The organism is Streptomyces sp. NPDC056580, from assembly GCF_042793175.1.
Lineage (GTDB): Bacteria > Actinomycetota > Actinomycetes > Streptomycetales > Streptomycetaceae > Streptomyces.
The window spans coordinates 1-24,812 of the sequence record NZ_JBHTVE010000032.1 but is presented as its reverse complement, the minus strand read 5'-3'; the positions used below and the strand labels follow the sequence as shown (position 1 = coordinate 24,812).

Sequence of the window (24,812 nt, the reverse complement as noted above, 5' to 3'; positions counted from 1 at the left end):
TCTCCCCCCTGCCGGGCTTGCGTCCGACGATAGCGCCAAAGCCACGCTCAGGGGGTGGGAAGAGGCCTGTCCGCACACTGCCGCGGGGCCGGCCGTGTAAGGGCCAGCCGCCGCGGACCCTGGACACCGGAGCCTCTTACGCGAATGCGGCGCTGGGTGACGAGTTGTCACATACTGTTGTGTCCAATACGAAGGGGCGACACGAGAGCAGGCCGGGGGAATCATGACGGACGAGTCCCTGGACGAACCCGACGGGGCCGCCCCGACGGACTCGCCGACCCTGGTCGTCTCCATTCCTGATCTTGCGTGGGTATCCCCGGCTTCAGCCGGGGAGGGAAACGCATCCTCGATCGGAGGCGCGTAGCGCTGGAGTTCGCTGCCCGTCTTCGGTGACGGTCAGGTGGGCCGCTTCTGGCCCTCGATGTACTGACGGACGACGCTGAGTGGTGCGCCGCCGCACGATCCGGCGAAGTAGGAGCGGGACCAGAACACGGAGCCCAACCCGATGCGGTTGATGCGGCCGGTGTACTCGGCGCGCAGATAGCGGGAGCTGACTCCCTTCAAGCTGTTGATCAGCTTCGACAGGGCGATCTTCGGCGGGTAGTGCACGAGCAGGTGGACGTGATCGGCCTCCCCGTTGAACTCCCGTAGTTCGGTCTCGAAGCTGCCGCACACCTCCCGCATGATCTCCTCGCATCGCTTCAGCATGTCGTCATCGAAGACGTCTTTGCGGTACCTGGTGACAAACACCAAGTGCGCGTGGAGGTTGAAGGTGACGTGGCGGCCGGTGCGAATATCAGGCGGCGAGTTCGTTCCCAACCCGCGTCACGGCCGCAACGCCGCCGCCAAGCTCGAAGCCGCACAGCAGGCCCTCTCCCGCTTCCCCCGCGTGCGCCGCGACAAGCGCACCAAGAACCACCAGCGGGCCGTCCAGAAGGTTGCCGACCTTCACCGCAAGGTGCGCCGCCAGCGTCTCGACCACGCTCACAAGACCGCTCTTGACCTCGTGCGTCAGCATGACTTCATCGCGCACGAAGACCTCAAGATCCGCAACATGGTCAAGGCCCCCACCCCCAAGCCCGCCCCCGAGACGCCGGGCACCTTCCTACCCAACGGCGCGGCGGCCAAGGCCGGACTCAACCACTCGATCTCAGATGCCGGATGGGGGGTGTTCCTGACGATCCTGCACGCCAAGGCTGAAAGCGCCGGACGAGAAGTGATCGCCGTGGACCCCCGCAACACCTCCCGAACCTGCCCCGAATGCGGGCACGTCTCAGCGGAGAACCGGCCCACCCAGGAGAAGTTCCACTGCGTCTCGTGCGGCCACAGTACGCACGCGGACACCGCGGGCGCTCTGAACGTTCTACGGGCCGGGCTGGTCCGTCGCGACGCCAACCCCGGCATAGCGAGAAGCCCCCACCTTTAGGTGGGGGAGGAGTCACGTCCACTTTCCGGCTCGCCGCCGCCCCAGCCGGGGCTGCCGACGCCGAGGACGACGAAGAAGATCCCCCCGAGCGCAGCGCCTGGGACGACCTGCCGTTCTCCCGGAAGCTGGGCGAGCGGATCTCCCGGCATCTGGCGCCGCTCGTCCCGTCGGCCCCACGCCATCTGCCTGACCTCGACCACGCCACGCTCGGGGAGAGGATGGAGGAGATACGCGCGGCGGTCAGGGCCGGGAGCTGCGTCGTAGTTCACATCGTCAGCCACGGTTTCCTGCGGCGCGGAAGCACGGACGATCTCGTGATCGTGGCTAGCAACACGCGCGATCAGCAGGCGAATACGGCGTTCGACGTGCGGCGGTTCCTTCAGGACGTCGACGACGACGGCACGGGGCGCGTCCTGCTCCTGCTCGACGTGTGCCACGCGGGTGCCGGCATCGACTGGACGCGGAACCTCCCGCGCCCTGAGCGCCGCATGTTCGTCATCGCCGCCTGCCCGCCGGACGCACAGGCCTGGGGCGGCCGCTTCTCCCGGGCGGTGTGCGACGTGCTGGAGGACCTGGCCAAGGGGCACGCGGGGGTCGATCCGAGCGAACCGTACGTGCGGCTGTCGTGGCTGAAGGAGAAGATCTATCGGCGGCTGCTGAGCCTGTGCGAGGACGAGGCCTGTCCGGAACAGGAAGTCGTCGCCAGCGAACTGGAGGGCCCTGACACCCGGTTCCTCGCCAACCCCTGGTACCGCGAGGACCCCGTCGAGCGGTTGGAACTGCGCGACCGGTGGGCACTGCAGGAGTTCATCGACACCGTCCACCCCACCCTCGACCTCCACCATTACCTCTCCCGGGCCTCGGGCCGCGAGACGGCGTCCGGCCTGGACGTCCCCTGCCACTTCTCCGGACGCGATCGGGAACTGGGCGCCCTCGCCGACTGGCTCGCCCGGCCGGTGGGCGACGGGGCCGTGGTCGCGGTTATCACCGGTAGCCCTGGCACCGCAAGTCCGCTCTGCTCGGTGTGGTGGTCTGCTGCGCCCACCCCAAGCTGTCGAAGGCGCTGGACACGGTGGTGAACCACATCCCCGCCCGCAACCGGCCCGATCCGTGAGAGGCCGTCGCCGCCGTCCACGCTCGCGGCATGACTCTGTCCCGGGTCATCGACACCATCGCAGGGCAACTGGAGATGGCCGCGCCGGCCGACGGATGGACCGCACAGGATTTCGTGGACACGATCGCCGCGCTTCCCGTGGAACCGCTGATCGTCCTTGACGCGCTCGACGAGGCCCGGGAGAGCGTGCGTATCACCGTGGAACTGCTCGGGCCGCTCGCTCGCCGGGAGTACGCGGACGGCCCGCGCAGCCGGCCCTGCCGGCTCCTGGTCGGCGTACGGCAGGGACATCAGTGGGCACCAGCCTGGGCACCGCCGACGTCGTGGCACTGGGCGTGCTGCCCCGCGACGGGGGAGGCGTCCAGGTCATTGCCGGGAGCAGCGACGGCAGCGTGATGATCTGGTATCCCGGTAGCCGGCATCCGCTGCGCGAATTTGTCACCGGGCGGCGCAGGACCGGAGACATCGCCTGCCTGGCCGTGGCCGAGACCGGCGGCGAACACCTTGTGGTAACCGGGGACTTCGACGGATACGTGCGGTTCAGATCGCTGCGCACCGCCGACCTCGTCCACACCCGCCGCTACGGCGCTCCGGTCCGGGCTCTGGCCACCGGCACCCGGGGCATCGACCCCTGCATCGCCGTGGGAACGGCCGACGGGAAGATCCGGGTACTCCGGCTCGCCGACGCCGCCGTGCTGCTCGCGCTCCGGGGCCACACCGCGGCTGTGCGTTCGCTCACCTTCGCCCGGCTCGGCGGCGAGGACGTGCTCTTCTCCGGCAGCGCGGACGGCACGGTCCGCGGCTGGGACCTACGCGACGGGTACCAGGCACACCGGATCGACCTGCCTGACATCGTCCAGACCGTCGCCCATCAGGAGACCTCCCTCGCCATTGGATACGGACGCGAGGTGTCGGTCTTCACCCCCGTCACCGCACAGCCCAGGGAGAGCAGGAGCCAGTGAGCCGGATCGTCGCCGTGCACGGCGTGAACCAGTACGACCCCACCCGCGGTGCGGACGCGGCCGCAGCCCGCCTCGGCGCGGCGTGGGCGCGGGCCCTCAGCCAGAATGTCCCGAGCCCCCTGGGCGCCAGCGAGCTGTCCATGACGTACTACGCCGATCTGTTGCAGGCGGCCCACCCGGCACCTGAGGGTCAGGGCCCCGGCGACGATGTGGACCGGCTCGCGCCCGAGGCGGTCGACGCGGTGCTGCGCTGGGGCGAGCTGCTGGGGGTGAGGACACGGGAGGCACAGGGGAGGGTTCTGGCTCCGGTCCGCTGGGTCGCCGACGGCGTGGCCAAGCGCTACGGGTTCGGCCACGAACCGGTCCGGAAGTTCGTGGCCCGATTCTTCCCGGACCTGCTGGCGTACCTGCACAGCCCAGCGCGCACGCGGGTGCGGCAGCGCCTGGCCGACGCCATCGCCCGGCACGAGCCACGCGTCCTGATCGCGCACTCGCTCGGCTCAATCGTGGCCTACGACACGCTGTGGCAGTACACCGACCTGAAGGTCGACGTCCTCGTCACGCTCGGCTCGCCGCTCGCGATGCCGGACGTCGTCCTGCCGTACCTCCGGCACCCGGACGACTCCCGCGCGTTTAGCCGTCCGCCAGGCGCCGCTGCCTGGGTCAACCTCGCCGACCCTGGGGACCTCGTCGCCGTACCGCAGCCCCTCACCGACACCTTCCGTGGCGTGACGGCGTGCGTCTCCACCGGGATCGGCGCCTTCCGCATGCACAAGGCCGGCGGCTACCTCAGCAGCGCCGCGACCGCGAAGGCCGTGCTGGCGTACCTCGAACCGATCGGCTGAAGGTCCTCGACACCACCAGCTCCGTCGCTCAACCGTCGCTGCCGCAAGGAGAGTTCCGTGCCCGAGGGGGGTATGCAGCAAAGCATGGTGGGGATCGGGGGGCGACGGGAAAGAAAGCGGCGCCGCGCAGGAGCCGTGCTCGCCGGGGCGCTGCTGCTGGCCAGTGTCGGCTACGCCGTGTCCCAGCTGGTGCGCGGCGGACTCGGGCCGGCCGACACGGCCGGGCTGCTGGGGCTGCCGATCGGAGTCGCGGGGCTGGTGGCTGCTGTGGCGGCGCTGCGGCGACCGGCGCAGGGCACGGACGCCGAGCTCGTACGCCAGTGGGCGGCGACGCTGGCCGTTCAGGTGCAGGAGAGCGAGGGTAAGGTGCGCCACCAGCTGCTCGGCAGAGACACCCGACGCATCGACCTGCGCTACACGCTGCGGGCGGTACCGGGCCGGGCGGCCCAAGCTCCGGGCGCGGGACGCACCTTCCGCGCCCCCGGCGGCGCCGGCGCTGACCTGGACATAGCGGGTTTCTTCCGGGCCACCCGACCCCGGCGCCTCGTGATCGGCGGAGCGCCCGGCTCGGGCAAGACGGTCCTGGCTCTGGAACTGGCCCTTGCCTTGGCCGCCGACCGCACCAACACCGACCCGGTGCCCGTGCGCATCCCGATGGCCCAATGGGACACCGCCCATACCCTGCCCGAACTGCTAGAGAAACATCTCACGCGGGCACTGGACTGGCCCGAGGAGATGGCACGGCGGCTGGTGTCCCACGGCATGGTGCTGCCCGTCCTGGACGGTCTGGACGAGATGGATCCCCCTCTCGCTGACGGCTCGCCCGATCCGGACGCACCCCGGGCGAAGGCCGCACTACAGCACCTGAACGCCTACCAGAAAGGACTGGAGGCGGGCTCCCTCGTGCTCACCAGCCGCATGGCGAACTACGAGGCGCTGCTGGCGCGCGAACCCCTCGTCGACGCCGCGCTGGTAGTCGTCTCGCCGGTGGCGTCCGAGCCCGCGCTGACCTACCTACGGGACCGTTGCCGCGACCAGGCGCGGTGGCAGCCTTTGCTGGACCACCTCGAGGCCCATCCGTCCTGCGTGCACGCCCGGACCCTGTCGACCCCCTGGCGACTCGGTCTGACCGCCACCGTCTACCGCTACCACGGTGATCCGGCGGAACTGCTCACACTGTACGACAGCGGCGCACTCGACCAGCATCTGCTGGCTCGCTACATCCCCGCCGCTGTCGAACCCGCGGCCGGCGACCCGGGCCCGCCCCTCTACGGGCCGACGCAGGTCCACCTCTGGCTGCATCACCTCACCGGGCATCTGACCCCAACCGGCGCGACGGCGCATCAGACCACCGACATCACCGTGCACGGCCTGTGGCCTTCGGCCGGCCCCGGCAGGGTGCGCATGGCGGACGCCCTGCTGACGTCCGGCACGATCAGCGCGGTCCTGCCCATCGCCTGGCTGACCCCTGAGCCGGGGAAAGCCGCCGCGAGCGTGCTGGTTCTCGCGGTGGCCTGCGGTCTGGCCGCGGCACTCGCCCTCAGCCCCAGCAGGCTGGACTGGCAGAAGCGGCACAAGCCCGGCCTGCGAGGACCGTTCCTCCTGGGACTCGTCGCCAATCCCGTACTCGCCACCTTCGTCGGCGTCGCGGCCGGGCTCGCAGTGGGACTGGCGATCGCGACGGCCGGGCACCCCTCGGCCGCTCTCGCCGTCGGGACGGTCGTCAGCTGGGTCGCCGGGCTCGGCGCCGGATTCCGGTTCAGCGTGGCGGCCGGGCTGCGCGGGGCCGCACCGACTACGGCCGTCGCCCCGCCGGTCGCGCTGCGCGACGACACCGTCTACGGACTCGTCTACGCCGTCTCCACCGGGCTGTTCGGTGGCCTGGCCGTCGGCTGCACGGTGGCTTTGCTCCTGGAGCCGAGCACAGGCCTCGTTGTCGGAGCAGCCACTGCGGTCGCCTCGGGCCAGGCGTCGGGCCTCAGCGCCGCGCGGCGGTACCTGGTCTTCCTGTTGTGCGCTCGCCGGCGGCTGCCCTTCCGGCTGGGCCGCTTCCTGGATTGGGCCTGCTCGGCGGGTCTCATGCGCTATTCCGGCCCCGCGTACCAGTTCCGCCACGCCGAACTGCAGCACTGGCTCGCGGCCCACCCCGATCCTGTGGTCAGCCCTTGACTTCCTCCCCCGCCTAAAGGCCAAGGCCATGAAGTTAGGGGTCGGGTCGTGGCCGCAAGTGAGGGCTGATCTGGAAGGACGCCGGACGCGAGAAGCGGAGCCCCGGTAGAACTGGCTGGTCCGCCAAGACAAGCCGTTCAAGGACCGGAGGCTCCGCTGTCCGGACAGTCTGTCATCACGCGTGAGATCGCGGTAGCCGAAGGCGTCTTAGCCCCGGGACATCTGGGCGAGTTAACCCAGGTCGTGCCGTTCGAGATGGTCGATGCGGTCCTCGCCGAGTGCGGGGCTGTGCAGCAGCGGCTGCGGAAGCTGCCGGCCCGGGTGGTGGTCTATCTGCTGCTCGCGGCCACCCTGTTCGAGGAATGCGGTTACCCGACCGTGTGGCGCAAGCTGACCGGCGCCCTTGAAGCACTGCCTTTGCCGGCGGTGACCGCGACCGCGTTGTGGCACGCCCGCACCCGGCTCGGCGTGCGCCCCGTGCGGGCCCTGTTCGACCTGCTGCGCGGCCCGGCCTCGGCGGTCCGCACGGCCGGCACCCGCTGGGCCGGACTGCTGGTCGTCGCGATCGACGGCACCTACCTGGACGTCGCGGGCCTCGGGGAACATCGGTACAGCGGTTAACGCTAAGCCTCCATGCCTTCGCGTGGGAGGGTTTTGGTCACTCGTCGGCCTCCAGGGGAGTTCGGCGGTGCGGAGGGCTGAGATGAGGCGGAGTGCGAGTAGTTCTTGGAGCGGGTACGGGAGGGCCATCCCTCCGGTGACGGTGTCGAGGGCGAGGATCTCCCGCCGTACGAGGGGCGTAGCGCGGGTCCTGGCGGGCGAGGTGCCACTCGGGCGAGGGCGCGGTCAGGTTCTGGCCGGTCTGCTGGCTGGAGATGACGGCTTCGAGGTCGGTGATCCGCCGCTTCGCGCGGCCCACCGCACGGTCCTATCCGCGCTGGAACGCTGCCTTGTCCTCCTCCTTCGGCAGACGGCGCAGCCAGCCGCGCAGCTCGTGGGCGGCATCGTGGTGTTCCTGGGCCCGGCCGGAATCGTCTTTGGCCACCTCGGTCAGGGGCAGGAAGTCGTACGACCGGCTGAGCTGGTCGGCGAGGCGCTCGATGGAGTCGGTCCTGGAGAGGGCATCGGAGTCCGTGCCCGGGTCGACGTCGGGGCCGTGCTGGGTGGTCACGCTTCTCTCCTTGCTGCTGTCGGCTACAGCTCGAACGCCAGCTGCCCGGAGGCTTCGAGTGCGGTGCGGGCGTGGTGGTCCTGGTCGTAGTGGAGGTGGCAGCCCTGGCACATGACCTTGAGGTTCGCCCGGTCGCACTGCTCCGGGACGTGGTCGAGGTGAGCGGTCGTCAGGACGACGCGCGAGCCGGTGCCGTACGCGGGCTGTCCGTGCAGGTTGGGGCACCGGCCGGGGTGGGTGCCGCAACCGCACTCGCCCTTACCTCGCACCGCCAACCGGCGCGTTCCTTGATGGCCTTGGAGATCTCCGGCCAGTCGTCGGGGTAGCGGTCGCGGTTCTCGGAGCGGATCGGCACAGGTCACCGCTCCGCGGCGTCGAGCTGGGGGACGGCTCCGGCCGCCCGCAGTTCACGCAGGTCGGGGATGTGGTTGTAGAGGGTGCCCGGGGAGACGTTCAGGAGTTTGGCGATCGAGGTGATCGAGCGGCCGGGGTCGGGCAGCAGGTCGCGGGCGGCCTTGATGATCTCCTCGGTGGCGACGGTGGGGCGTCCGCCGACCCGGCCCCGGGCGCGGGCGGCGGCCAGGCCCTCGCGGGTGCCCTGAACGATGAGTTCGCGGATGAACTCCGCCAGGGCGGCGAAGACGTGGAACACCAGGCGCCCACCCGGGGTCGTGGTGTCGAGGTTCTCGTGGAGCGAGGTGAAGCCGATCCCGCGCTCGCGCAGCTCGGCGACCATGTTGATGAGGTCCTGGAGGCTGCGGCCGTAGCGGTCGAGGGAGGGGACCACGAGGGTGTCGCCGGCGTCGAGGAAGGCGTGGCACGCCTTCAGCTCCGGACGGAGCGCGGTCTTGCCGGACTTCTTGTCCGCGAAGATCTTCCGGCACCCGGCGGTGGTGAGCGCGTCGATCTGGCGGTCGAGCTTCTGCCCGCCGCTGGAGACCCGCGCGTACCCGATCTTGATCTCGGTGCGGACGAGTGGTTCGGCGACGAGGAGTTCGGGATGGCCGGACGGCGCCGGGAGGTCACTCATGACACCGGATCATGTCAGAAAACGGTGGTCCGAGGTTCTTGAATGGCCCAGGTTTTTGAAGGGATTTTTGAAGGCTCTGAGGGGGTGCGCGGGCTCCCGCCAGGTGATCTTCAGAAAACGTTCGTTTTCTGAAGGTTGGTTGCTTGGCGATCAAGTAATCGGTCGTCTGTAGAGGATGGTTGTGGATCTACTGTCCACCATGGCTGCCGAGGTGCGTCCACCGCGACGAGATGAGATGAACGCGTACCACCGGCCCTTGCCTTTCGCGAACGGGTTGCCGCAGTGGGAGCCGGCTGATGCCGCATGGCACGGCGGTCCGGAGCCCGGCCCCCGCAGCCACTCCGGCGACCGCCGAGCAGCTGGAGGAGTGGGCAGAAGCTGACGTCAAGGACGAGGCTTTGCACCCGATCGCGACCTTCGCAGACGGCGCGTGCGTAGGCGCATCGGCCACCATCTCCTTCGGCGTAGCGGTTCCTGGCGGGGCGGGTCGCCTAGCGAGAGCGACGCGCGAAGGATCACCCCTGGAGCTGTCGTGGCGTGGCGTGTTGGGTGGCCTGGCTGGGGGTGGTGCCGAACATGCGGCGGTATTCGCGGCTGAACTGTGAGGGGCTGGTGTAGCCGACGGCGAAGCCGACTTCGGCGATGTGGTGGTTGCCGTTGAGCAGGCGCGTGTGAGCCTCGTTGAGGCGCAGTTGTTTCTGGTATTCCAGCGGGGTCATGGAGGTCAGGGCGAGGAAGTGCCGGTGGAGGGAGGCGGAGCTCATGGCGGCGGTCGCGGCGAGGTCGGGGATGCGCAGCGGCTGGTGGTAGTGGTCGCGGATCCAGCGGGTGGCGCGGGTGATGTGGGCCAGGCGGCTGTCGGCGATGCCGATCTGGCGGACGGCCGCGCCCTGGGGTCCGGTGAGCAGGCGCCAGAGGACCTCCCGCTCGGTGCCGGCGCCGAGCGCGGCGAGGTCGGCGGGCTGGTCGAGCAGGGCGAGCAGTCGTGCGACCGCGTCCAGCAGTGCGGGCGTCGCCTGGCCGACGCCGAAGGCGGACGCGGGTCGCGTGCCGGAGTCGCCGCGGGGGAGGCCGGCGTCGAGGAGCAGGGAGGCGATCTTGTCGGGGTCGAGGCGCAGCGTGACGGCCATGTACGGGTCGTCCGCGTCGGCGGTCGCGATGCCGCCGATGACGGGCAGGTCGACGGAGTTGATGAAGTAGTGGCCGGCGCCGTAGGTGTACGTCTCGCCGTTCAGGGTGGTGGTCTTGGCGCCGCCGACGACCAGGATGAAGGCCGGTTCGAGGACGCCGCCGTGCGGCTCGATGGTCCGTGGGGTGCGCAGGACCGACACACGGGGAAGCGCGGTGGCGGTGAGGCCGTCGCGGGCGTGGCGGGTAACGGCATGACGGATGTCGCGGAGTCGGTCCATTGTCCCAGTGAAGCAGGCGCCCGCCCGTTCACCGCGAGCTTGACAGCATCAGGCAAGACCCTGAGGCGATCGTGCTAGGGCCTCGACCGGGGTCGTGTTTCGCTCGAAGCATGACTACACCGCAGCACTCCATCGGATCAGGCTTCGGCGCCCAGAGCACTACGGACGACGTGCTGGAGGGCGTCGACCTCACCGGCAAGCTCGCCGTCGTGACCGGCGGCTACTCCGGCCTCGGCCTGGTGACCACCCGCGCGCTGGCCGCCGCCGGCGCGCACGTCGTGGTCCCGGCCCGCCGACCCGACGCCGCCCGCGAAGCGCTGGCTGGCATCAACGGCGTCGAGATCGACGAGCTCGACCTGGGCGACCAGTCCAGCATCCGGGCCTTCGCCGAACGCTTCCTCGCCACCGGCCGCGAGATCGACATCATGATCAACAACGCCGGCATCATGTTCACCCCCGAGTCCCGGGTCGGACCGGGGTGGGAGTCGCAGTTCGGGACCAACCATCTCGGCCACTACACGCTGGTGAACCTGCTGTGGCCGGCCATCGCGGCCGGTGGCGGGGCGCGGGTGGTGGCGGTGTCCTCGCGGGGGCACAACCGCTCGCCCATCCGCTGGGACGACGTGCAGTTCGAGCGCAGCTACGACAAGTGGGCGGCCTACGGCCAGGCCAAGACCGCGAACGTGCTGTTCGCCGTCCACCTCGACGCGCTCGGCAGGGAGTCCGGGGTGCGGGCGTTCTCGCTGCACCCGGGCGTGATCTGGACCGAGCTCACGCGCCACCTGAGCACCGAGGAGCTGGTCGTGACGGGCCTGGCCGACGAGGACCGCAAGCCGGCGAGCACGTTCGACTACAAGACCCCGGAGCAGGGTGCAGCCACCCAGGTGTGGGCGGCTACCTCCCCTCAGCTGAACGGCATGGGCGGGGTCTACCTGGAGGACTGCGACGTCGCCGGGATGGCTGCCGGGAGCGGCATCAGCGACGGCGTACGCGACTACGCCATCGACCCCGGCCAGGCGGCTCGGCTGTGGGCGCTGTCTGCCAACCTCACCGGCGTGAACGCCTTCGCCTCCGCCGGGCCCGACACCAGCGACTGACGGTCTGCGGCGCCGGCACTGGCCCCGGAGCGGGTCCGCGCGGTCACCGACGCCATGCCCGATCGGCTCCGCACCACCGACCACCGACCGCATCGATCCGCCGTATCAGCACCGGACCGTGCCCGAGGCGCCGACTGAGGACGTCGCGGGCACGGTCAGGGAGCCTCTCGCCGAGGGCAGGCGCGCGCTCCGGGCTGCCGAGACGGCAGCCCGACCATCCGCTGCGCAGCGGCCCCTTTCCACGGCACAGCTCCGGCGAAGCGGTGTCCTGCCGCGTCAGGAATCCGGCCCACCACCCTTTTTTGTCAGAGAGCAACTCCAATGAATGCAAAACCGGGCACCCCTGCGGTCCCACCCACGATGACCGGACCACTGACCTTCCTCTTCGCTGTGGCCGGCGGCCTCGCGGTGGGCAACCTCTACTGGGCGCAACCGCTCCTCGCGGTGATCGCGGCCGACTTCGGCGTGTCCGAGGACGCGGCCAGCGTCGTGGTCACGGTCACCCAGATCGGCTACACGCTCGGAATCCTGTTCCTCGTCCCGCTGGGCGACGTCCTCGACCGCAAGCGCCTGGCCCCCGCCGTACTGGCGGCCTCCGCGCTCATCCTGGTCGCCGTGCCCCTGGCACCCGACTTCGGCGTCCTGCTCGTCACACTCGCCCTACTGGGCTTCGTCACCGTCACCGCACAGATCCTCATCCCGCTCGCGGGCGACCTGGCCGACCCACAGCGCCGCGGTGCGGTCGTGGGCGCGGTCACCTCGGGCATGCTCATCGGCATCCTCGCGTCGCGAACTGTCAGCGGCGTCGTGGCGGGCCTGCTGGGCTGGCGGGCGATCTACGTGATCGCCGCAGTCGCCACCGCGGTCATGGCGATCCTGCTCGCGCGGGTCGTGCCACAACTGCCGCCCCGGCCGCGGGTCTCCTACCACCGCCTCATCACATCGGTCTTCACCGCTGTCGCCCAGCATCGCGCGGCGCGCTGGACCCTCGCCCTCGGCATGCTGAACTTCGCCGTCTTCTCCCTGATCTGGACCGCACTGACCCTGCTGCTGACCGCAGCACCGTTTCACTACTCGGTCACCCAGATCGGCCTCGTCGGACTCGCCGGACTCGTCGGGTCCCTCGCCGCGCGCCGCGCGGGAGTGCTCCACGACCGAGGCCACTCCTCGCCTGCGACTGGTGCGGCGCTGCTGCTGTCGCTGGTCGCGATCGGACTGGCCTGGACGACCAGCACCTCGATCGTGGGCATCGCGATCGCGCTCGTGGTGCTCGACATCGCCGTGCAGACGGTGAGCGTCCTGAACCAGACACGCCTCTTCGACCTCGCTCCGGACGCGCGGTCACGGCTCACCACCGCCTCCGTGACGGTCAACTTCATCGGCGGGGCGATCGGCTCGGCAGCAGCCAGCCTGCTGTGGCACGCGGGCGGATGGAACGCGGTAAGCGCAGGCGCAGCCGGTGCGACCGTCCTCGGCATGCTGGTGTGGGCGCTCGGCCGCACAACCCTGCACGTACCCGCCGCAGCACCCCGAACCAGCGAACTGGAGGGCACTACTCAGTCATGACCTGCTCCGTCGCCCCCGGCTGCTGAACGACTGATCACGGCGGGACAGGGTCAGGCGAGCGCCCCGGACATCCTCATCGCTACTGACGCCGGATACGACGCAGCCCGTCTCGTGCTCCTCCTGAACAGATTTTCCGGTCCAGGTGGCGACAGGGATGCGATCCGTCGTGGTCTGCACAGAGTTGTCCCACCGCGGCTCACGCAATCCCGTAGCCGAGCGGCCCGCTGTCAGGGCGCCCCACTACGTCCCGCCCGGCGGTGTGGGTGGTGTGCGGGCGCACGGATGCCGCGCGCGTTCACAGCGCCTTCGTCAGGGTGTCTCGTGCCGCATCGGTGCCATGGCGGTGAGGGGGGTGATGCGCACGGTGGTCGCGCGGGCCTGGTCGGTGGCGATCCCGCCCGAGGCGGCAGCCCCGTACTTGCGGACGTAGGCGTGGTCGACGGCGTCGTGGATAGCGGGCTCGTCCTGCGGTGCGGCGCGCTGGAAATGCACGGGGACGGTGCGCCCGTCGTAGCGGATCGTGCCCTGTCCGCAGGTCTGGGTGGCCTGGAACCAGCCGGAGGCTGGTCCGCGGTAGGCGCGGACGAACACTCCGTCGGGGGTCACGACGAGGCCGATCTCGACGCTGCCTGGGGGTGGTCCGTCGTCGGTGCGTGCGGCGAGGATGATGGAGAAGGCGGCGTCCAGGGCGGCGAGTTCGCGCGCGGTCCATGGCCTGGTGTGGGTCGCGGTCACGGAGTTGCGAGTCGGTCGATGGTGGCGCGTTCCTGCCGGGTCAGCGTGAGGTCGAGTGCGCCGAGGTTCTCCCGGAAGTGGTCGAGACTCGTGGTGGCGGGGATGGGCAGGACGCCGGGGGCGATGCCGAGCAGCCAGGCGAGGCTGACCTGCGGGATCGTCGCGCCGTGGGCCTCGGCGATCGGGGCCAGGACCTGCTGGAGGTGGGCGGGGCCGGCGGTGTCGGTGGGGTCGCCGGGGGTGGTGAGGGAGATGGGCTGCCATGGTACGAACGCGGTGCCGGAGGCGAGGGTGGCCTCCAGCAGGTCGTGGTTGGCGCGGGCGGCGACGCTGTAGTGGGCGGTGACGGCGGCGATCGGGGTGATGGCCTGTGCCGCCTTCAGTTGGTCGGCGGTGAGGTTGGACAGGCCGATGTGGCGGATGAGGCCCTGGTCGCGGAGTTCGGCGAGGGTGGCGACCTGGTCCTCGAACGGGGCGTCGGTGGCCCAGGCGCTGTGCAGGTAGTACAGGTCGATGCGCTCGACGCCGAGCCGCCGTGCGCTCAGGTGGACGGACTGGCGCAGGTAGTCGGGGTTGCCGACCGGCGTGACCTGCATGCCGGGGCCGGGGCGGACGAACCCGCCCTTGGTCGAGATGACCACGTCGGGGGCGTAGGGGGCCAGTGCGTCGTGGATGAGGGTCTCGTTGCTGTGCGGGCCGTAGACGTCGGCGGTGTCGATCAGATTGACGCCCGCGTCCACGACGCCGCGCAGCAGGTCGACGGCGGCCTTCTGGTCGGGGTAGGGGCCCCAGTGGTCGGCGCCGAACAGGCGCATCGCGCCGTAGCCGATGCGGGAGACGGGCAGGTCCCCGCCGAGCGGGAACAGACGCGGAGAGGTGCTCTGGGGCATGGTCGGATTCCTCCTTGGAACTGCGCGACGGCTGACGGCCGGTGTGTGCGCAAGTGATCCTGGACGGCGGCGGCTTGCGGCGGTGGGCCGGGGTCAGTCGTAGGGGGTGTCGGCCGTGGGCGTCGGGGTGTCCGCCGGGTGGGGGGCGGTGTGCCAGGAGCTGAGGATGCGCAGGGCGTGGTCCTCGGGGGTGCCGGGTTCGGCGGTGAGGACCATGAAGGTGATGTCGGGGTCGCCGGGGCTGGTCCAGGTGTCGCAGTCGAGGGTGAGGGGTCCGACGATGGGGTGGTGGTAGCGCTTGGGGCCGGAGGTGAGGTCGGTGACGATCCGGCCGTTCCACCATTGGCGGAACTCTGGGCTGCGCACCGACAGCTCGCCGACCAGTTCGGCCAGGCGCGGGTCGTCGGGGGTGGCGGCCGTTTCCATCCGCAGGGTCGCGGCGCTGATGCGTCCGGCGTCCTCCCAGTCGGTGAAGAGGCTGCGCATCGCGGGATCGAGGAAGATCAGCCGCGTGTAGTTGCGCTCGGCCGGCTTCAACTGGGCGAAGTCCAGGTAGAGGGCGGCGGCGGCGGCGTTCCAGGCGAGGATGTCGTTGTAGCGGCCCAGCACCATGGCCGGCAGGTGGCCGAGACCGTCGAGCATCCGCTGCACCGAGGGCCGCACCCGCTGCGCGGTGCGGCGGCGCCGGACCGTGGGCGACCGGCCGGCCAGTTCGTACAGGTAGGCCTGCTGCGCGTCGTCGAGCCGCAGCGCTTTCACGAGGGAGGCGAGGACGGTCGCGGACGCCCGTACCCGCCCCTGCTCGATGCGGGTGTAGTAGTCGGTGCTCATCGTGGCCAGGCGCGCGACCTCGTCGCGGCGCAGCCCGGGGACGCGCCGCGCGGTCCCGTCGTCGCCGAGGCCGACCTGCGCGGGCGTCAGTTCGGCCCGGCGAGCCTTGAGGAAAGCGCCGAGCTCGGAGCGGGGTGAACGCGTATCGGACATGACAGCCACTATGCCCCGGACGGCGGCCGGTGAAGGGGGGCAAAAATCTTCCCCGGCACGTCCGTACCCAGGCAGGGTCTTTCCCCTCCCGTCCCTCCGGGACGGAGGGCACGGTGGAGTCATGCGAACCGATGTGACCTTCCCCAGTGCCGGGATCACCCTGGCCGCTCACCTGTACACCCCGGACAGCCCCGCCGACGGTCCCCAGGCCGCGGTGGTGGTCGCTCACCCCGCCAGCGGTGTCAAGGAGCAGACCGCGGGCGCCTACGCCCAGCGGCTCGCCGAGGCCGGTTTCGTCGCGCTCGCCTTCGACGCCGCCTACCAGGGCGAGAGCGGCGGCACCCCGCGCGGCACCGAGGACCCCGCCCAGCGCGTCGAGGACATCAAGAACGCCGTCTCCTACCTCACCACCCGCCCCGACGTCGACTCCGAGCGGATCGGCGCCCTCGGCATCTGCGCCTCCGGCGGCTACGTGATCCCTGCCGCGGTCACCGACCACCGCATCCGCGCCGTCGCGACCGCCAGCGCCGTCGACCTCGGCCTGAACTTCCGCGTCGGCCCGCACGGCGACCAGGACCCCGCCGTCCTGCGGTCGATGCTCGACGCGGCGGCCGCGGCCCGCACCGCCGAGGCAGCCGGCCGGCCCGCCTCCCCCCTGATCATCCGCGTCCAGGGACAGGACGCCCCCACCGACGGCGACCGCTACAACTACGAGGGCTGGGAGTACTACGCCACCGACCGCGGCCGTCACCCCCGCCAGGCCGACGAGTTCACCTTCCCCAGCATCGACAAGATCGTGAACTTCGATGCCTTCCACCTGATCGACCTCATCGCCCCCCGCCCGCTGCTGATGGTCGCCGGCACCGAGGCCGCTACCGCCTGGATGTCCGAGCAGGCGATCAAGAAAGCGAACGAGCCCAGCCGGCTGCACTGGATCGAGGGCGCCAGCCACGTCGACCTCTACGACCGCTACGTTCCGCAGGTCACCGCCGAACTCGTCCCCTTCTTCACCCAGCACCTCGCAGCCCACGCCCCCGCCGGGTCGGTGGTCTGACCCCGCCGCCCGAGTGCGGTTCGACGCAGTGGGCGGGTCGCATGATCGCGGAACCCGCCCGTTCATCACAGAAGGAGAGACGGAAACCCATGACTTCGTTGGACTCGTACATCACGCTCGGGCGCTCGGGGCTGCGGGTCAGCCCGCTAGGGCTGGGCGCCATGACGTTCGGCGAGGACCACGGCTGGGGGTCGACCGTCGAGACCTCCGAAGCGGTACTGACCGAGTACCTGGAGCGCGGCGGCAACCTGATCGACACCGCCAACGGCTACACCAACGGCCACTCCGAGAAGATCATCGGTGACTACTTCGCCGCGCGCCCGGGCCGGCGCGACCGTGTGGTGCTGAGCACGAAGTTCCTCTCCAACCTGTTCCCCGGCGACCCCAACGGCGGTGGCGGCGGGCGCAAAGCGATGATCGGCCAGCTCAACGAGTCCCTGCGGCGCCTGCAGACCGACTACGTCGACCTGTACTGGCTGCACGGCTGGGACCGCGGCGCCCCCATCGAGGAGACGATGAGCGCGCTCAACGACCTCGTCACCTCCGGCAAGGTCCGCTACATCGCCCTGTCCGACGTCCCCGCATGGGTCGCCGCGCAGGCCCAGACCATCGCCGCCTTCCGCGGCTGGGCACCGATCACCGCGCTGCAGCTGGAGTACAGCCTGCTGGAGCGCACACCGGAAGGTGAGCTGCTGCCGATGGCGCAGGCCCTGGGCATCGGTGCAATGCCGTGGAGCCCGCTGCGGGGCGGGAAGCTGACCGGCAAGTACACCCGCGACGGCGGCGGTGAAGGGGGTCGCGCCGCGATGTTCGGCCAGCCCGCCGCACACGAGTGGCCGGTCATCGACGCCGTCGCCCAGGTGGCCCAGGACCTCGGCGTCACCTCGGCGGAGGTCGCCCTGACCTGGGTCCGGGGACGGCCCGGCATCTCCTCCACCCTGATCGGCGCCCGCACCATCGACCAGCTGCACGCCAACCTCGCCTCGCTGGACGTCACCCTCACACCCGAGCAGCGCGCCACGCTGGACGAGGTGTCCAAACCGACCCTCGACTTCCCCGCCGGAATCATCGGCATGAGCGCGGCGGTCGCCTTCGGCGGGATGACCGTCGACGACACCACCTACCCGGCCTTCATCATCAACGGAAAGCAGCGACAGGGAGAGTACTGAACATCCACGCCGGGGTCGGGCCGGGATGCTGCCGCAATTCAGGACCCCGGCAGCATCCCGGCCCGGCTTTGCCCACGAAATGGGCCGGGTACCACGCCCGGCACTGCGGGTGCGTGCGGCCGGGACTGGCTCGAAGCCCATGCCATCCCGGCCGGGTTCGCGGTGATCCCCCGGGGCCGGAGCGGCTACTACGGGCTCGTCGGCCCCGGCCTGACCGAGGGCGTGGACGAGGAGAAGCTGACCACGAACGCGCTGTGGGAGGCGGTGACCGGCAAGTCCGGCACCCAGACCTGGTACGAGTCCGTGCACATCACCTGCCGCAGCCCGGAGTCGGAGGCGGCACGCCTAGCGGAGAACGAGCGGGTCTACGCTCTGCGGCGCGAGCGCGCCGAGAAGGCGAAGACGGAGCCGGCCACCGAGGCGCAGGTGAAGTACCTGACCACGCTGGTGGAGAAGGTCGGCCAGGAGCGGTTCGATGCCGAGTTCGCCGAGGTGGTCAAGGGCAGGGACATCGCCCCGCGCGCTCCCCGGCAGCGGTGCGCGACGGCCGCGAAGCGGCTGACCAAGGCCAGGGCCCGCAAGCTCATCACCGCTCTGGCCGGCCACGACTAGTCCGGCTCGCCCCCGTCGTCGTCCTCGTCCAGCTCCGGCGCGTCCGGGTCCCGCAGCGGGCGCAGGGCGCCGGCGGCCGGGGTCGAGGGGGTGAAGCTGTAGCGGCCGAGCAGGTTCAGGTTGCGGTGCTTGAGCGGGGACAGGCGGGCGACTCGCGATATATAGGACCGGCTCGGAGGCCGGCCTTTGGTGTTCGTCGGGAGCGCCAGGCCGCTCGACGCGCCGTGGTCGGCTGCCGGGGCGGGTTATAAGACACCGGCCGATGCGGAGCTTCACACGGCGGTTCCGGAGCTTGCGGACTCTTCTTATGAGTCACCCTGGTCGAGACCTCAAGGGAGTTGCCGCGGGGGCGGGCGGACCTGGGTGAGACTGGGCGGCTGGAGGGTGAGGCGGGGGCGGATGCTGTGCGTGGTTACGGCTAAGGGGGCATGCCGAGGGCGTACCGGGTGAGTACCCGTCAGTAGCCCGCGCGGCGTGTAGTGATCTCGTTACTCTGGGCAGTACTGAGCATGACGGAATCGGGGGGGATATGACGGCTACGGCGGTGCAGCACCTGTTAGTGGGTGTCAGTTCGTATGAGGATGCGGCGCTCGAGCTACCGGCGGGCACGGCGCGCAACGTGGAGGAGCTGCGCGAGGCGCTGACGGCCACCCAGCATCCCCACGATGAGCCCTCGTCGATGGTGCCGCAGGCCTGTCGGGTCCTGGAGCCCGGTGATGCCTCGCAGGTGCTGGAGGAGGTTGCGGCGGCGGCTCAGGAGCAGCCGTCCTTGGTCGTCTACTGGACGGGGCACGCTGCAATCACGCAGGAAGACGGCGTGCGTCTGGCCCTGCCGCATTCGCGCGTGAACGATCTGAGTACCTGGATGCCCGCAGAGCTGCTCATCGAGTCGATGTCGCCGCGCCTGGACGACCGATGGGACCGCCTGCTGATTCTGGATGCCTGCTTAGGGGCAGGCCAGAACGCGGCAAGCCCGCGGAGCGACGTGGATGTGTCCGAGGTGGTCACGTCGATGGGCCGCCCAGGGGTGGCTGTGTGGGCCGGTCTGGGGCGCACGGCGACGGGATTCGCCGCCAACAGCCGGGACACCTCTGTCTTCACGCAGGAGTTGGCGCACCTCCTGCTGAAAGCTGCGGAGTCGATGACGCCCTTGAAGCTTCAGGCCGCCCACGAGTGGCTGGCCCAGGAGCTCCAGCGCAGCGGCTATCCGCCGCCGTGCCTGGGCAATGCCGATGCCTTCCGCAGCGTCCTGGCCCAGGCCTCCGACCCCGCTCCGCAGCGCAGGCGTCGGCCAGGCCGGCTCGTGCGGCAGGCGCTGGGCCGACTCGTGCCCGCCGACACGCGGCGCTACGCACTGGTGTGCGGCATGGCGCTGTGGGGCGCCCGAGAGAAGGACACTTCTCCTTACAAGAACGCCCTGTGGCTTTACGAGCGCTTGCTGGCCAGTGGATGGGGCTTCACCCGCGACACCACTACCGTGGTCGGATCGGTGACCCGGCAGGAACTCCGCAGCAAGATCAGCGAGCTGGCCTCGCAAGGGCAGAACCTGGTCCTTGTGTACCTCTCCGGCGCTGCGCGTGTCTTCTCCGAGCGTGGCTCCCTCGACGTGATGGTCGCCTTGGCGGGGGAGCAGTCCGTATCGGTCAGCGAACTGGTGGAGATGCTGCGCACCTCGCGCGCAGAACGCGTCACATTGCTGATCGATGCCTACCAGTCGCCTACGCAGACGGCCGTTGCCCGGCGCTTGGCCGCGGCTGCACAGGCTCGCGGCTGGGCGCCTGCCGCGGGGGCCAGCCGCCTCGCCATTACGTGGGCGACTTCCCCTGCCGCGTCCGGCCCCGACCCGCTGGCGCTGACTGCCCAGGGCTCCGCCCCGACTGAGGAGCAGGGCTGGGGCGACTTGGTGTATCCCGTTCCTGGGACTGGCCCCTGGCCGCGGCCATGGAGGTTCTCCTTCCCCGAGGCGGAGATCCGGTACCTGCCCGGATCCGGCCCGCTTGCCGCTTGGCAGACGCTGCTGGGGAGTCTGCGCGAACCGTCCGCCGACACGAGCGTGGCCGAGTGGCTGCTATCCGTGAACCCCGCTGGTGTGGGGGACGTGCCGGGGGACCCTTTTGCGGGGCTCGCTCCGCCTCCTACGGTCCCTCCTGCCTCCTCTCCGCCTCCTGAAGCAAAGTCCTCGGCCCGGCTGCGGGTGGTGGGAGGAACCTATCCCGCGGCAGCGGGCCGCGAAATCCTCCTTGCCTTCGACTACCAGTCCCACCAGCCCGGCACTGTTCCCGTCTGCGGTGACGACCCGCTCGACCTGACGGTTGTGGTGTCGGCCGGTGAGGCCGCTGTCGAACCGCGGCTGTTCTACACCCGTGTCGACCGCAATGCCGGCACCCCCACGCAGTGCATCCGTCTGACACCCCGCACCAGCACACCTGTGAAAGTCCAGCTCAGCGTAATGCGCCGCGGTGACGGGGCCCTCCTGCAAGAACTGACCACCGTTTTACCCGCGGCCACACCGGAGAACGCAGCGCTCTCGTAATGGACCAGCTCAACATCAATCTCGACCTCACGCTCGAGCACGCAGGCCTCGATGAGGACACCTCCGCCACGCCCGACCCGCACAAAATGGCCGATCGCAGCATCTTCCTGCACATCAGAACCAACCGGGCCGGCCATTACAACGTGCTCGCCTACGGCACAGAGTTTCAACGCGACGGCAGCCTCTGCATGGAAGGGGACATCCACCTCAGCAGGGAAGACATCACCGCCGCCACCTCAGAGCTGCTGCGCGGCTGGTCCAAGGACGTCATCCAGCACCAGCCGCCAGGGCAAGAGGCGTTCACCTTCGAAGGATCGCCTGTCGTCGACTTCGGGGAAGACCGCGCACGCACCTACCTCAGCAAGCAGGGCCTCGCTCTGGCCCGCCACGGCAACAAGCTCTTCAAACGCATCTTCTGCAACGGTGACGACGCCCTGCGCCGGCTCGGAGAACGCCTGGAGCACGCCCTACGAAACAGGCCTCAGACCATCACCGTCATATCCGACGACTTCTTCGTCCCCTGGAACATGCTCTACGTCTGCGCCGACCCCGACACGCGGATCTCCGCATCGAACGCCTCATGGGACTGGTCGGGCTTCCTGGGCTACACCCACCTGATCGAACACGTCCTGCCCACCGCTGGCAGGGCCTCGACCCGCCAGCGCATCGGAAACCCGCAGCGCCGGTTACGCACCGGACTGCAACTCGACCTGCGGCTGATCAACCCTGAACGACCCGCCGGACCCCTGGCCCCCGTCCACGCCGTCATCGACCAGCACACCGACTACGCAACCCGCAGCTGCAAGCAGGACGTAGCCGACGCGTTCTGCGACCCCGCCACCGCCGACGAGATCCTCCTGTTCGGCGCGCACGGCACAGCCGAACGCTTCGACGACCAAGGCATGATCCCCGCCCAGGTCACCCTCAGCGACGACGACCCCATCTGCAGCTCCGACCTGGACTTCTGGCGCGACGAACGCAAGAAACCCCTTCCAGAGCCCCTCTGCTTCATGATGGTGTGCGAAGGCGGACGCACGGCCACCCACATCCACGAAGGGCTCGGCCGACCCCTCTTCCAACTCGGTGTCGGCTGCCTCGTAGGCCCGCAACTCGAAGTGCCCATGGACTTCGCCGGCCTCTACACCCACCGCTTCTTCCAAGAAGCATTCACCGGCGCCCGGATCGCCCACATCGCCAGAGAACTCACCCGCGAGTTCCTCATCAAACACGCCAGCCCTCTCGGACTGATCTTCACCCTGCTGCGGGGCATCGACACCCACCTCGCAACACCCGACCAGCAAAAGAGACCATGAGCCAACGCATCACCCACCTCGACCTCGACCACGACGGCAAACTCATCCACCCCCGCACCGGCACCCCGCTCAACGCCGACGAAGTCCCCACCCATATCGAACGGCACCTGCGCCTGGACCCCGCCACCACCGACACCTTCCTCTACGTCCACGGCTGGCGGACCAAGCCCGACGACGCAACCGATGCAGCCCAGCGCCTGGCCGCGCTCATCGACGACCTCATCGACAACCAGCCCCACCACTACCCCCGCCTGACCCCCTTCCGGCCCCGGTACATAGCCATCCGGTGGCCCTCCCGCAGCCTGCCCACCCCGCAGGGCTACCGCACCATCCGCGACCGGGCCGCCGCCATGTCCCACCCCGGGCAAGCCGCCCGCGTCCTGGCCGCCATCCTCGGCTACTACAACCAGCACCGACGCACCCCCGCCCCCGGCCCGCCCCGGCTGAAGACCGCCGGCGGCCAGTACCTGCACGCCGTGGGCCACTCCTTCGGCGGCCGGTTCCTGGCCCATGCCATCGCCCAGGCCAGCACCAAACTGCCCCACAGCCCCCGCACCCTCGCCTGGAACTACCGCAGCGACCAGTACCCCTGGACCCTGGACAGCTTCACCACCTTCCAGATGGCACTGCCCCACGACTCCCTCGCTGAAGCGCCCTACAGCCGCCTGCTCGAGGACAACGTCCTCAACGCCCCCGTCGCCATGACCTTCAGCCCCCACGACCGGGCCCTGGGCCGCTGGCACCGCGCCACGGAAGACGGTAAGGAGGGCATCGGCTACGCCGGCGCCACAGCACCGGAAAGCCACCTGCACACACTCCGCCTCCAAGACACCGGCGACGCCTATATCTTCCCTTCCGCCCGCCTGCTCAACGTAGACGCCTCCCACCGCTACCGCGCATCACCCGCCCGCATCGAAGGGGCGCATTCCGACTACTTCCATCCCGAATCAGCCCACCTCCTGCTCTCACTGGCCAACCAAGCGCGGTGACGAGCGCGGACCGAGACCGGAAACGATGCGCGGGCGCACAGCGCAGTGTCCGATCCGGGCCTCTCGTTTGTCAGCCAAGCGCAAGAGACCACACTCACACGATGGCTGGAGGCAGGCGTGGCGAATGCTTCCCTGTTTGTAGTGCGGTTACCGGTAGTTCGTTAAATCCGGAGGTAGAGGTCAATGCCGTGTCCGGTGGTGACTGCGTCGATCAGGGCCTGGAGTTCGGAGGGTGGGTCGGTGTCCGTCCAGGCTCGCCACCATCGGGTGAGGGTGATGGCGGGGGTGAGCCAGGAGCGGATGGCGCGTAAGGCCCTGGGCCAGCAGGGCGGTTGGGGCTGGTGGGGTATGGCTGGGCCCCCTCTCTGCGCCCTCGTCGGGGCACGGGTCGGGCGCGGTGGCATCGATGGGTCCGGGTGGGGCGAACCATTGTTCCCAGCAGAAGGAGAAGGCGCAGTTGACGAGGGTCTGGTGGCGGCGGATGGCGCGGTCGGAGCGGACTTGGAAGTCGGCCCAGCCGAGTTCGTCCTTGATCTGTTTGTAGCTCTGCTCGATCCAGGGCCGCAGGCCGTAGAGGCGGACGATCTCGGCGAGGTCGGCCGGCGGGTGCGGGTTGGTAGTGGCGTGGGGTGCGTCGGGGTGGGGCAGGTTGGTGGCCAGGTACCAGGTGGCCTTCTCCGGCAGGCTGGCCGGGTCGGTGGTGGCCACGACCAGCCGGCAGGGTGAGTCGGGTCCGTAGCCGCCCAGGCGGGCGTCAGCGGCCCACCAGGTCTCGGTGTGCCCGTCGCGGAAGTGACGCTTCACGGGTGTCCAGTCGCCGGGACGCCTGGCATCGCGCCAGGTCAGGGCGTGTGCGGCTTCGATGGGGGTGTGCGGTTGGTCGGCCGGAGCCCAGGTGCCGCGGTGCGGCTTGAGCGCGACCACGTAAGCCAGGCCGGCCTCGCGTAGTGCGAGGTACCAGTCGTCGCTGACGGAGTAGGCGCAGTCGGCGACCACCGCCCGGCAGCCGAAGCCCGCCTCCTTCCCGCGGGCCGCGAGGGCAGCGGCCAGCTGCGGTTTCGTACGGAAGGCCGGATCCGAGCGGCCGCGGGCGAAGTGGTGGGCGGGAGTGTAGGGAGTCGCGTGCAGCGGGTAATAGACGCGGCCGTCGGTCCACACCGTTGTCACTGTGCCGATGCCGTTGTCCGTCTTTCCCAACCGGCCCAGCCACTGCCGGCCCACGTGCGCGGTGGCCGTGCCGTCCTTGCGGTCCCCGGAGTCGTCGATCACGATGACCCCGCCGTCGTGCGGAGCCGTCGCCGACTGCTCGCGCAGCAGTTCAAGCCGCCGGTCGTTGACCAGCTCGACCTCCCAGGGCGACTCGGACAGGAAAAACTGCAGCCGTTGCACCCCCGGCATCCCCGCACCCGCCACCGGCTCCGCTCCGGCCAGACAGGTGATCGTCTTGTTCCGCTCGCGCGGCGCCAGCAGCCCGGTCAGGTACTCGCGAAACCCTCGCCGCTGGGCGAGACTGAAGAAGATGTCGTCGAACCGGGCCGCATACTCCTCCAACGCCCCCGGCGCAGGCGGACACGGACGGCGAGCAGTCATCTTCAGCCCCCAGCAAGGCACTTGACTCCTCCCACCGGCCTACGACCAACCCGACCTAACCTCGCGCTTTCATGAAGCGGGCTGTCCGACAGGCGGTCAGGTAAGCGAAAAGTGCCTCTGACCAGCGAGAATGAGGATTGCTGAGGTCCTTGTT

The 24,812-nt window shown here is 70.0% G+C and carries 24 protein-coding genes and 1 pseudogene; 15 read left to right on the top strand and 10 right to left on the bottom strand.

Annotated elements, in window-relative coordinates:
* Positions 1-396: 396 nt before the first annotated feature.
* A complete protein-coding gene (gene tnpA / locus ACFQ9Z_RS38035) occupies positions 397-819 on the bottom strand; it encodes an IS200/IS605 family transposase (RefSeq protein WP_383031170.1) in 423 nt (140 codons plus the stop codon).
* On the opposite strand from tnpA, the pseudogene ACFQ9Z_RS38030 reads away from it, so the two are divergent.
* Positions 797-1,426: pseudogene (locus ACFQ9Z_RS38030) on the top strand (RNA-guided endonuclease InsQ/TnpB family protein); the annotation flags it as partial. The gene tnpA and the pseudogene ACFQ9Z_RS38030 overlap by 23 nt on opposite strands.
* On the opposite strand, the gene ACFQ9Z_RS38025 reads toward ACFQ9Z_RS38030, so the two are convergent.
* Complete coding sequence (locus ACFQ9Z_RS38025; protein ID WP_383031165.1) at positions 1,423-1,707, bottom strand: hypothetical protein; 285 nt, start codon at positions 1,705-1,707, stop codon at positions 1,423-1,425. The pseudogene ACFQ9Z_RS38030 and the gene ACFQ9Z_RS38025 overlap by 4 nt on opposite strands.
* Before the next feature lie 39 nt (positions 1,708-1,746).
* Here ACFQ9Z_RS38025 and ACFQ9Z_RS38020 point away from each other — a divergent pair, with 39 nt between their 5' ends.
* The 6 genes from ACFQ9Z_RS38020 to ACFQ9Z_RS37995 all read left to right on the top strand — a co-directional run bounded on the left by ACFQ9Z_RS38020 (position 1,747) and on the right by ACFQ9Z_RS37995 (position 7,137).
* Positions 1,747-2,505 (top strand): hypothetical protein, encoded by a 759-nt coding sequence (locus ACFQ9Z_RS38020; protein ID WP_383031161.1) that lies wholly within the window; start codon positions 1,747-1,749, stop codon positions 2,503-2,505.
* A gap of 65 nt (positions 2,506-2,570) precedes the next feature.
* Positions 2,571-2,936, top strand: coding sequence for a hypothetical protein (locus ACFQ9Z_RS38015; RefSeq protein WP_383031159.1), 366 nt, complete (start codon positions 2,571-2,573; stop codon positions 2,934-2,936).
* Positions 2,834-3,502, top strand: coding sequence for a hypothetical protein (locus ACFQ9Z_RS38010; RefSeq protein WP_383031155.1), 669 nt, complete (start codon positions 2,834-2,836; stop codon positions 3,500-3,502). The genes ACFQ9Z_RS38015 and ACFQ9Z_RS38010 overlap by 103 nt, the downstream gene beginning before the upstream one ends.
* Complete coding sequence (locus ACFQ9Z_RS38005; protein ID WP_383031149.1) at positions 3,499-4,347, top strand: hypothetical protein; 849 nt, start codon at positions 3,499-3,501, stop codon at positions 4,345-4,347. Before ACFQ9Z_RS38010 ends, ACFQ9Z_RS38005 begins: the two co-directional genes overlap by 4 nt.
* Before the next feature lie 135 nt (positions 4,348-4,482).
* A complete protein-coding gene (locus ACFQ9Z_RS38000) occupies positions 4,483-6,516 on the top strand; it encodes an NACHT domain-containing protein (protein ID WP_383031145.1) in 2,034 nt (677 codons plus the stop codon).
* Between the two features lie 243 nt (positions 6,517-6,759).
* On the top strand, positions 6,760-7,137 hold the full coding sequence (locus ACFQ9Z_RS37995; RefSeq protein ID WP_383031140.1) for a transposase domain-containing protein: 378 nt from the start codon (positions 6,760-6,762) through the stop codon (positions 7,135-7,137).
* Between the two features lie 307 nt (positions 7,138-7,444).
* On the opposite strand, the gene ACFQ9Z_RS37990 is transcribed toward ACFQ9Z_RS37995, so the two are convergent.
* From ACFQ9Z_RS37990 to ACFQ9Z_RS37975, 4 genes are all read right to left on the bottom strand, one after another.
* Positions 7,445-7,687, bottom strand: coding sequence for a hypothetical protein (locus ACFQ9Z_RS37990; protein WP_383031136.1), 243 nt, complete (start codon positions 7,685-7,687; stop codon positions 7,445-7,447).
* Between the two features lie 23 nt (positions 7,688-7,710).
* Positions 7,711-7,962 (bottom strand): hypothetical protein, encoded by a 252-nt coding sequence (locus ACFQ9Z_RS37985; RefSeq protein WP_383031133.1) that lies wholly within the window; start codon positions 7,960-7,962, stop codon positions 7,711-7,713.
* Positions 7,963-8,045: 83 nt separating this feature from the next.
* Entirely contained in the window at positions 8,046-8,717 is a 672-nt protein-coding gene (locus ACFQ9Z_RS37980; RefSeq protein WP_383031130.1) for a recombinase family protein, read from the bottom strand.
* A gap of 515 nt (positions 8,718-9,232) precedes the next feature.
* The gene (locus ACFQ9Z_RS37975) at positions 9,233-10,126 is read right to left on the bottom strand and encodes an AraC family transcriptional regulator N-terminal domain-containing protein (protein ID WP_383031127.1); all 894 of its coding nucleotides are present in this window, start codon (positions 10,124-10,126) and stop codon (positions 9,233-9,235) included.
* Between the two features lie 110 nt (positions 10,127-10,236).
* Between ACFQ9Z_RS37975 and ACFQ9Z_RS37970 the strand changes: the two genes are divergently transcribed.
* Both ACFQ9Z_RS37970 and ACFQ9Z_RS37965 read left to right on the top strand, forming a co-directional pair.
* Entirely contained in the window at positions 10,237-11,223 is a 987-nt protein-coding gene (locus ACFQ9Z_RS37970; RefSeq protein ID WP_383031124.1) for an SDR family NAD(P)-dependent oxidoreductase, read from the top strand.
* A gap of 360 nt (positions 11,224-11,583) precedes the next feature.
* Positions 11,584-12,789: an MFS transporter gene (locus ACFQ9Z_RS37965; RefSeq protein WP_383031120.1), complete on the top strand. Its 1,206-nt coding sequence runs from the start codon at positions 11,584-11,586 to the stop codon at positions 12,787-12,789.
* A 309-nt stretch (positions 12,790-13,098) separates the two neighbouring features.
* On the opposite strand, the gene ACFQ9Z_RS37960 is transcribed toward ACFQ9Z_RS37965, so the two are convergent.
* From ACFQ9Z_RS37960 to ACFQ9Z_RS37950, 3 genes are all read right to left on the bottom strand, one after another.
* Positions 13,099-13,524 (bottom strand): DUF2255 family protein, encoded by a 426-nt coding sequence (locus ACFQ9Z_RS37960; protein WP_383031115.1) that lies wholly within the window; start codon positions 13,522-13,524, stop codon positions 13,099-13,101.
* Positions 13,521-14,414, bottom strand: a complete 894-nt coding sequence (locus ACFQ9Z_RS37955) for an aldo/keto reductase (RefSeq protein ID WP_383031112.1) — start codon at positions 14,412-14,414, stop codon at positions 13,521-13,523. The genes ACFQ9Z_RS37960 and ACFQ9Z_RS37955 overlap by 4 nt, the downstream gene beginning before the upstream one ends.
* 93 nt (positions 14,415-14,507) lie before the next feature.
* Positions 14,508-15,398 carry a helix-turn-helix transcriptional regulator gene (locus tag ACFQ9Z_RS37950; protein ID WP_383031109.1) on the bottom strand — a complete coding sequence of 297 codons (891 nt, stop codon included), beginning with the start codon at positions 15,396-15,398 and terminating at the stop codon, positions 14,508-14,510.
* 121 nt (positions 15,399-15,519) lie between these two features.
* Here ACFQ9Z_RS37950 and ACFQ9Z_RS37945 point away from each other — a divergent pair, with 121 nt between their 5' ends.
* From ACFQ9Z_RS37945 to ACFQ9Z_RS37920, 6 genes are all read left to right on the top strand, one after another.
* Positions 15,520-16,452, top strand: coding sequence for an alpha/beta hydrolase (locus ACFQ9Z_RS37945; protein WP_383031105.1), 933 nt, complete (start codon positions 15,520-15,522; stop codon positions 16,450-16,452).
* An 89-nt stretch (positions 16,453-16,541) separates the two neighbouring features.
* The gene (locus ACFQ9Z_RS37940) at positions 16,542-17,621 is read left to right on the top strand and encodes an aldo/keto reductase (RefSeq protein WP_383031101.1); all 1,080 of its coding nucleotides are present in this window, start codon (positions 16,542-16,544) and stop codon (positions 17,619-17,621) included.
* Between the two features lie 162 nt (positions 17,622-17,783).
* The gene (locus ACFQ9Z_RS37935; RefSeq protein WP_383031098.1) at positions 17,784-18,233 is read left to right on the top strand and encodes a hypothetical protein; all 450 of its coding nucleotides are present in this window, start codon (positions 17,784-17,786) and stop codon (positions 18,231-18,233) included.
* A gap of 529 nt (positions 18,234-18,762) precedes the next feature.
* Positions 18,763-20,766, top strand: a complete 2,004-nt coding sequence (locus ACFQ9Z_RS37930; RefSeq protein WP_383031095.1) for a hypothetical protein — start codon at positions 18,763-18,765, stop codon at positions 20,764-20,766.
* Positions 20,766-22,079 (top strand): hypothetical protein, encoded by a 1,314-nt coding sequence (locus ACFQ9Z_RS37925; protein WP_383031092.1) that lies wholly within the window; start codon positions 20,766-20,768, stop codon positions 22,077-22,079. Before ACFQ9Z_RS37930 ends, ACFQ9Z_RS37925 begins: the two co-directional genes overlap by 1 nt.
* Positions 22,076-23,068, top strand: coding sequence for a hypothetical protein (locus ACFQ9Z_RS37920; RefSeq protein WP_383031089.1), 993 nt, complete (start codon positions 22,076-22,078; stop codon positions 23,066-23,068). Before ACFQ9Z_RS37925 ends, ACFQ9Z_RS37920 begins: the two co-directional genes overlap by 4 nt.
* A 180-nt stretch (positions 23,069-23,248) precedes the next feature.
* Here the strand turns inward: ACFQ9Z_RS37920 and ACFQ9Z_RS37915 are convergent, their stop codons facing one another.
* The gene (locus ACFQ9Z_RS37915) at positions 23,249-24,619 is read right to left on the bottom strand and encodes an IS701 family transposase (RefSeq protein ID WP_383031085.1); all 1,371 of its coding nucleotides are present in this window, start codon (positions 24,617-24,619) and stop codon (positions 23,249-23,251) included.
* Between the last annotated feature and the right edge of the window lie 193 nt (positions 24,620-24,812).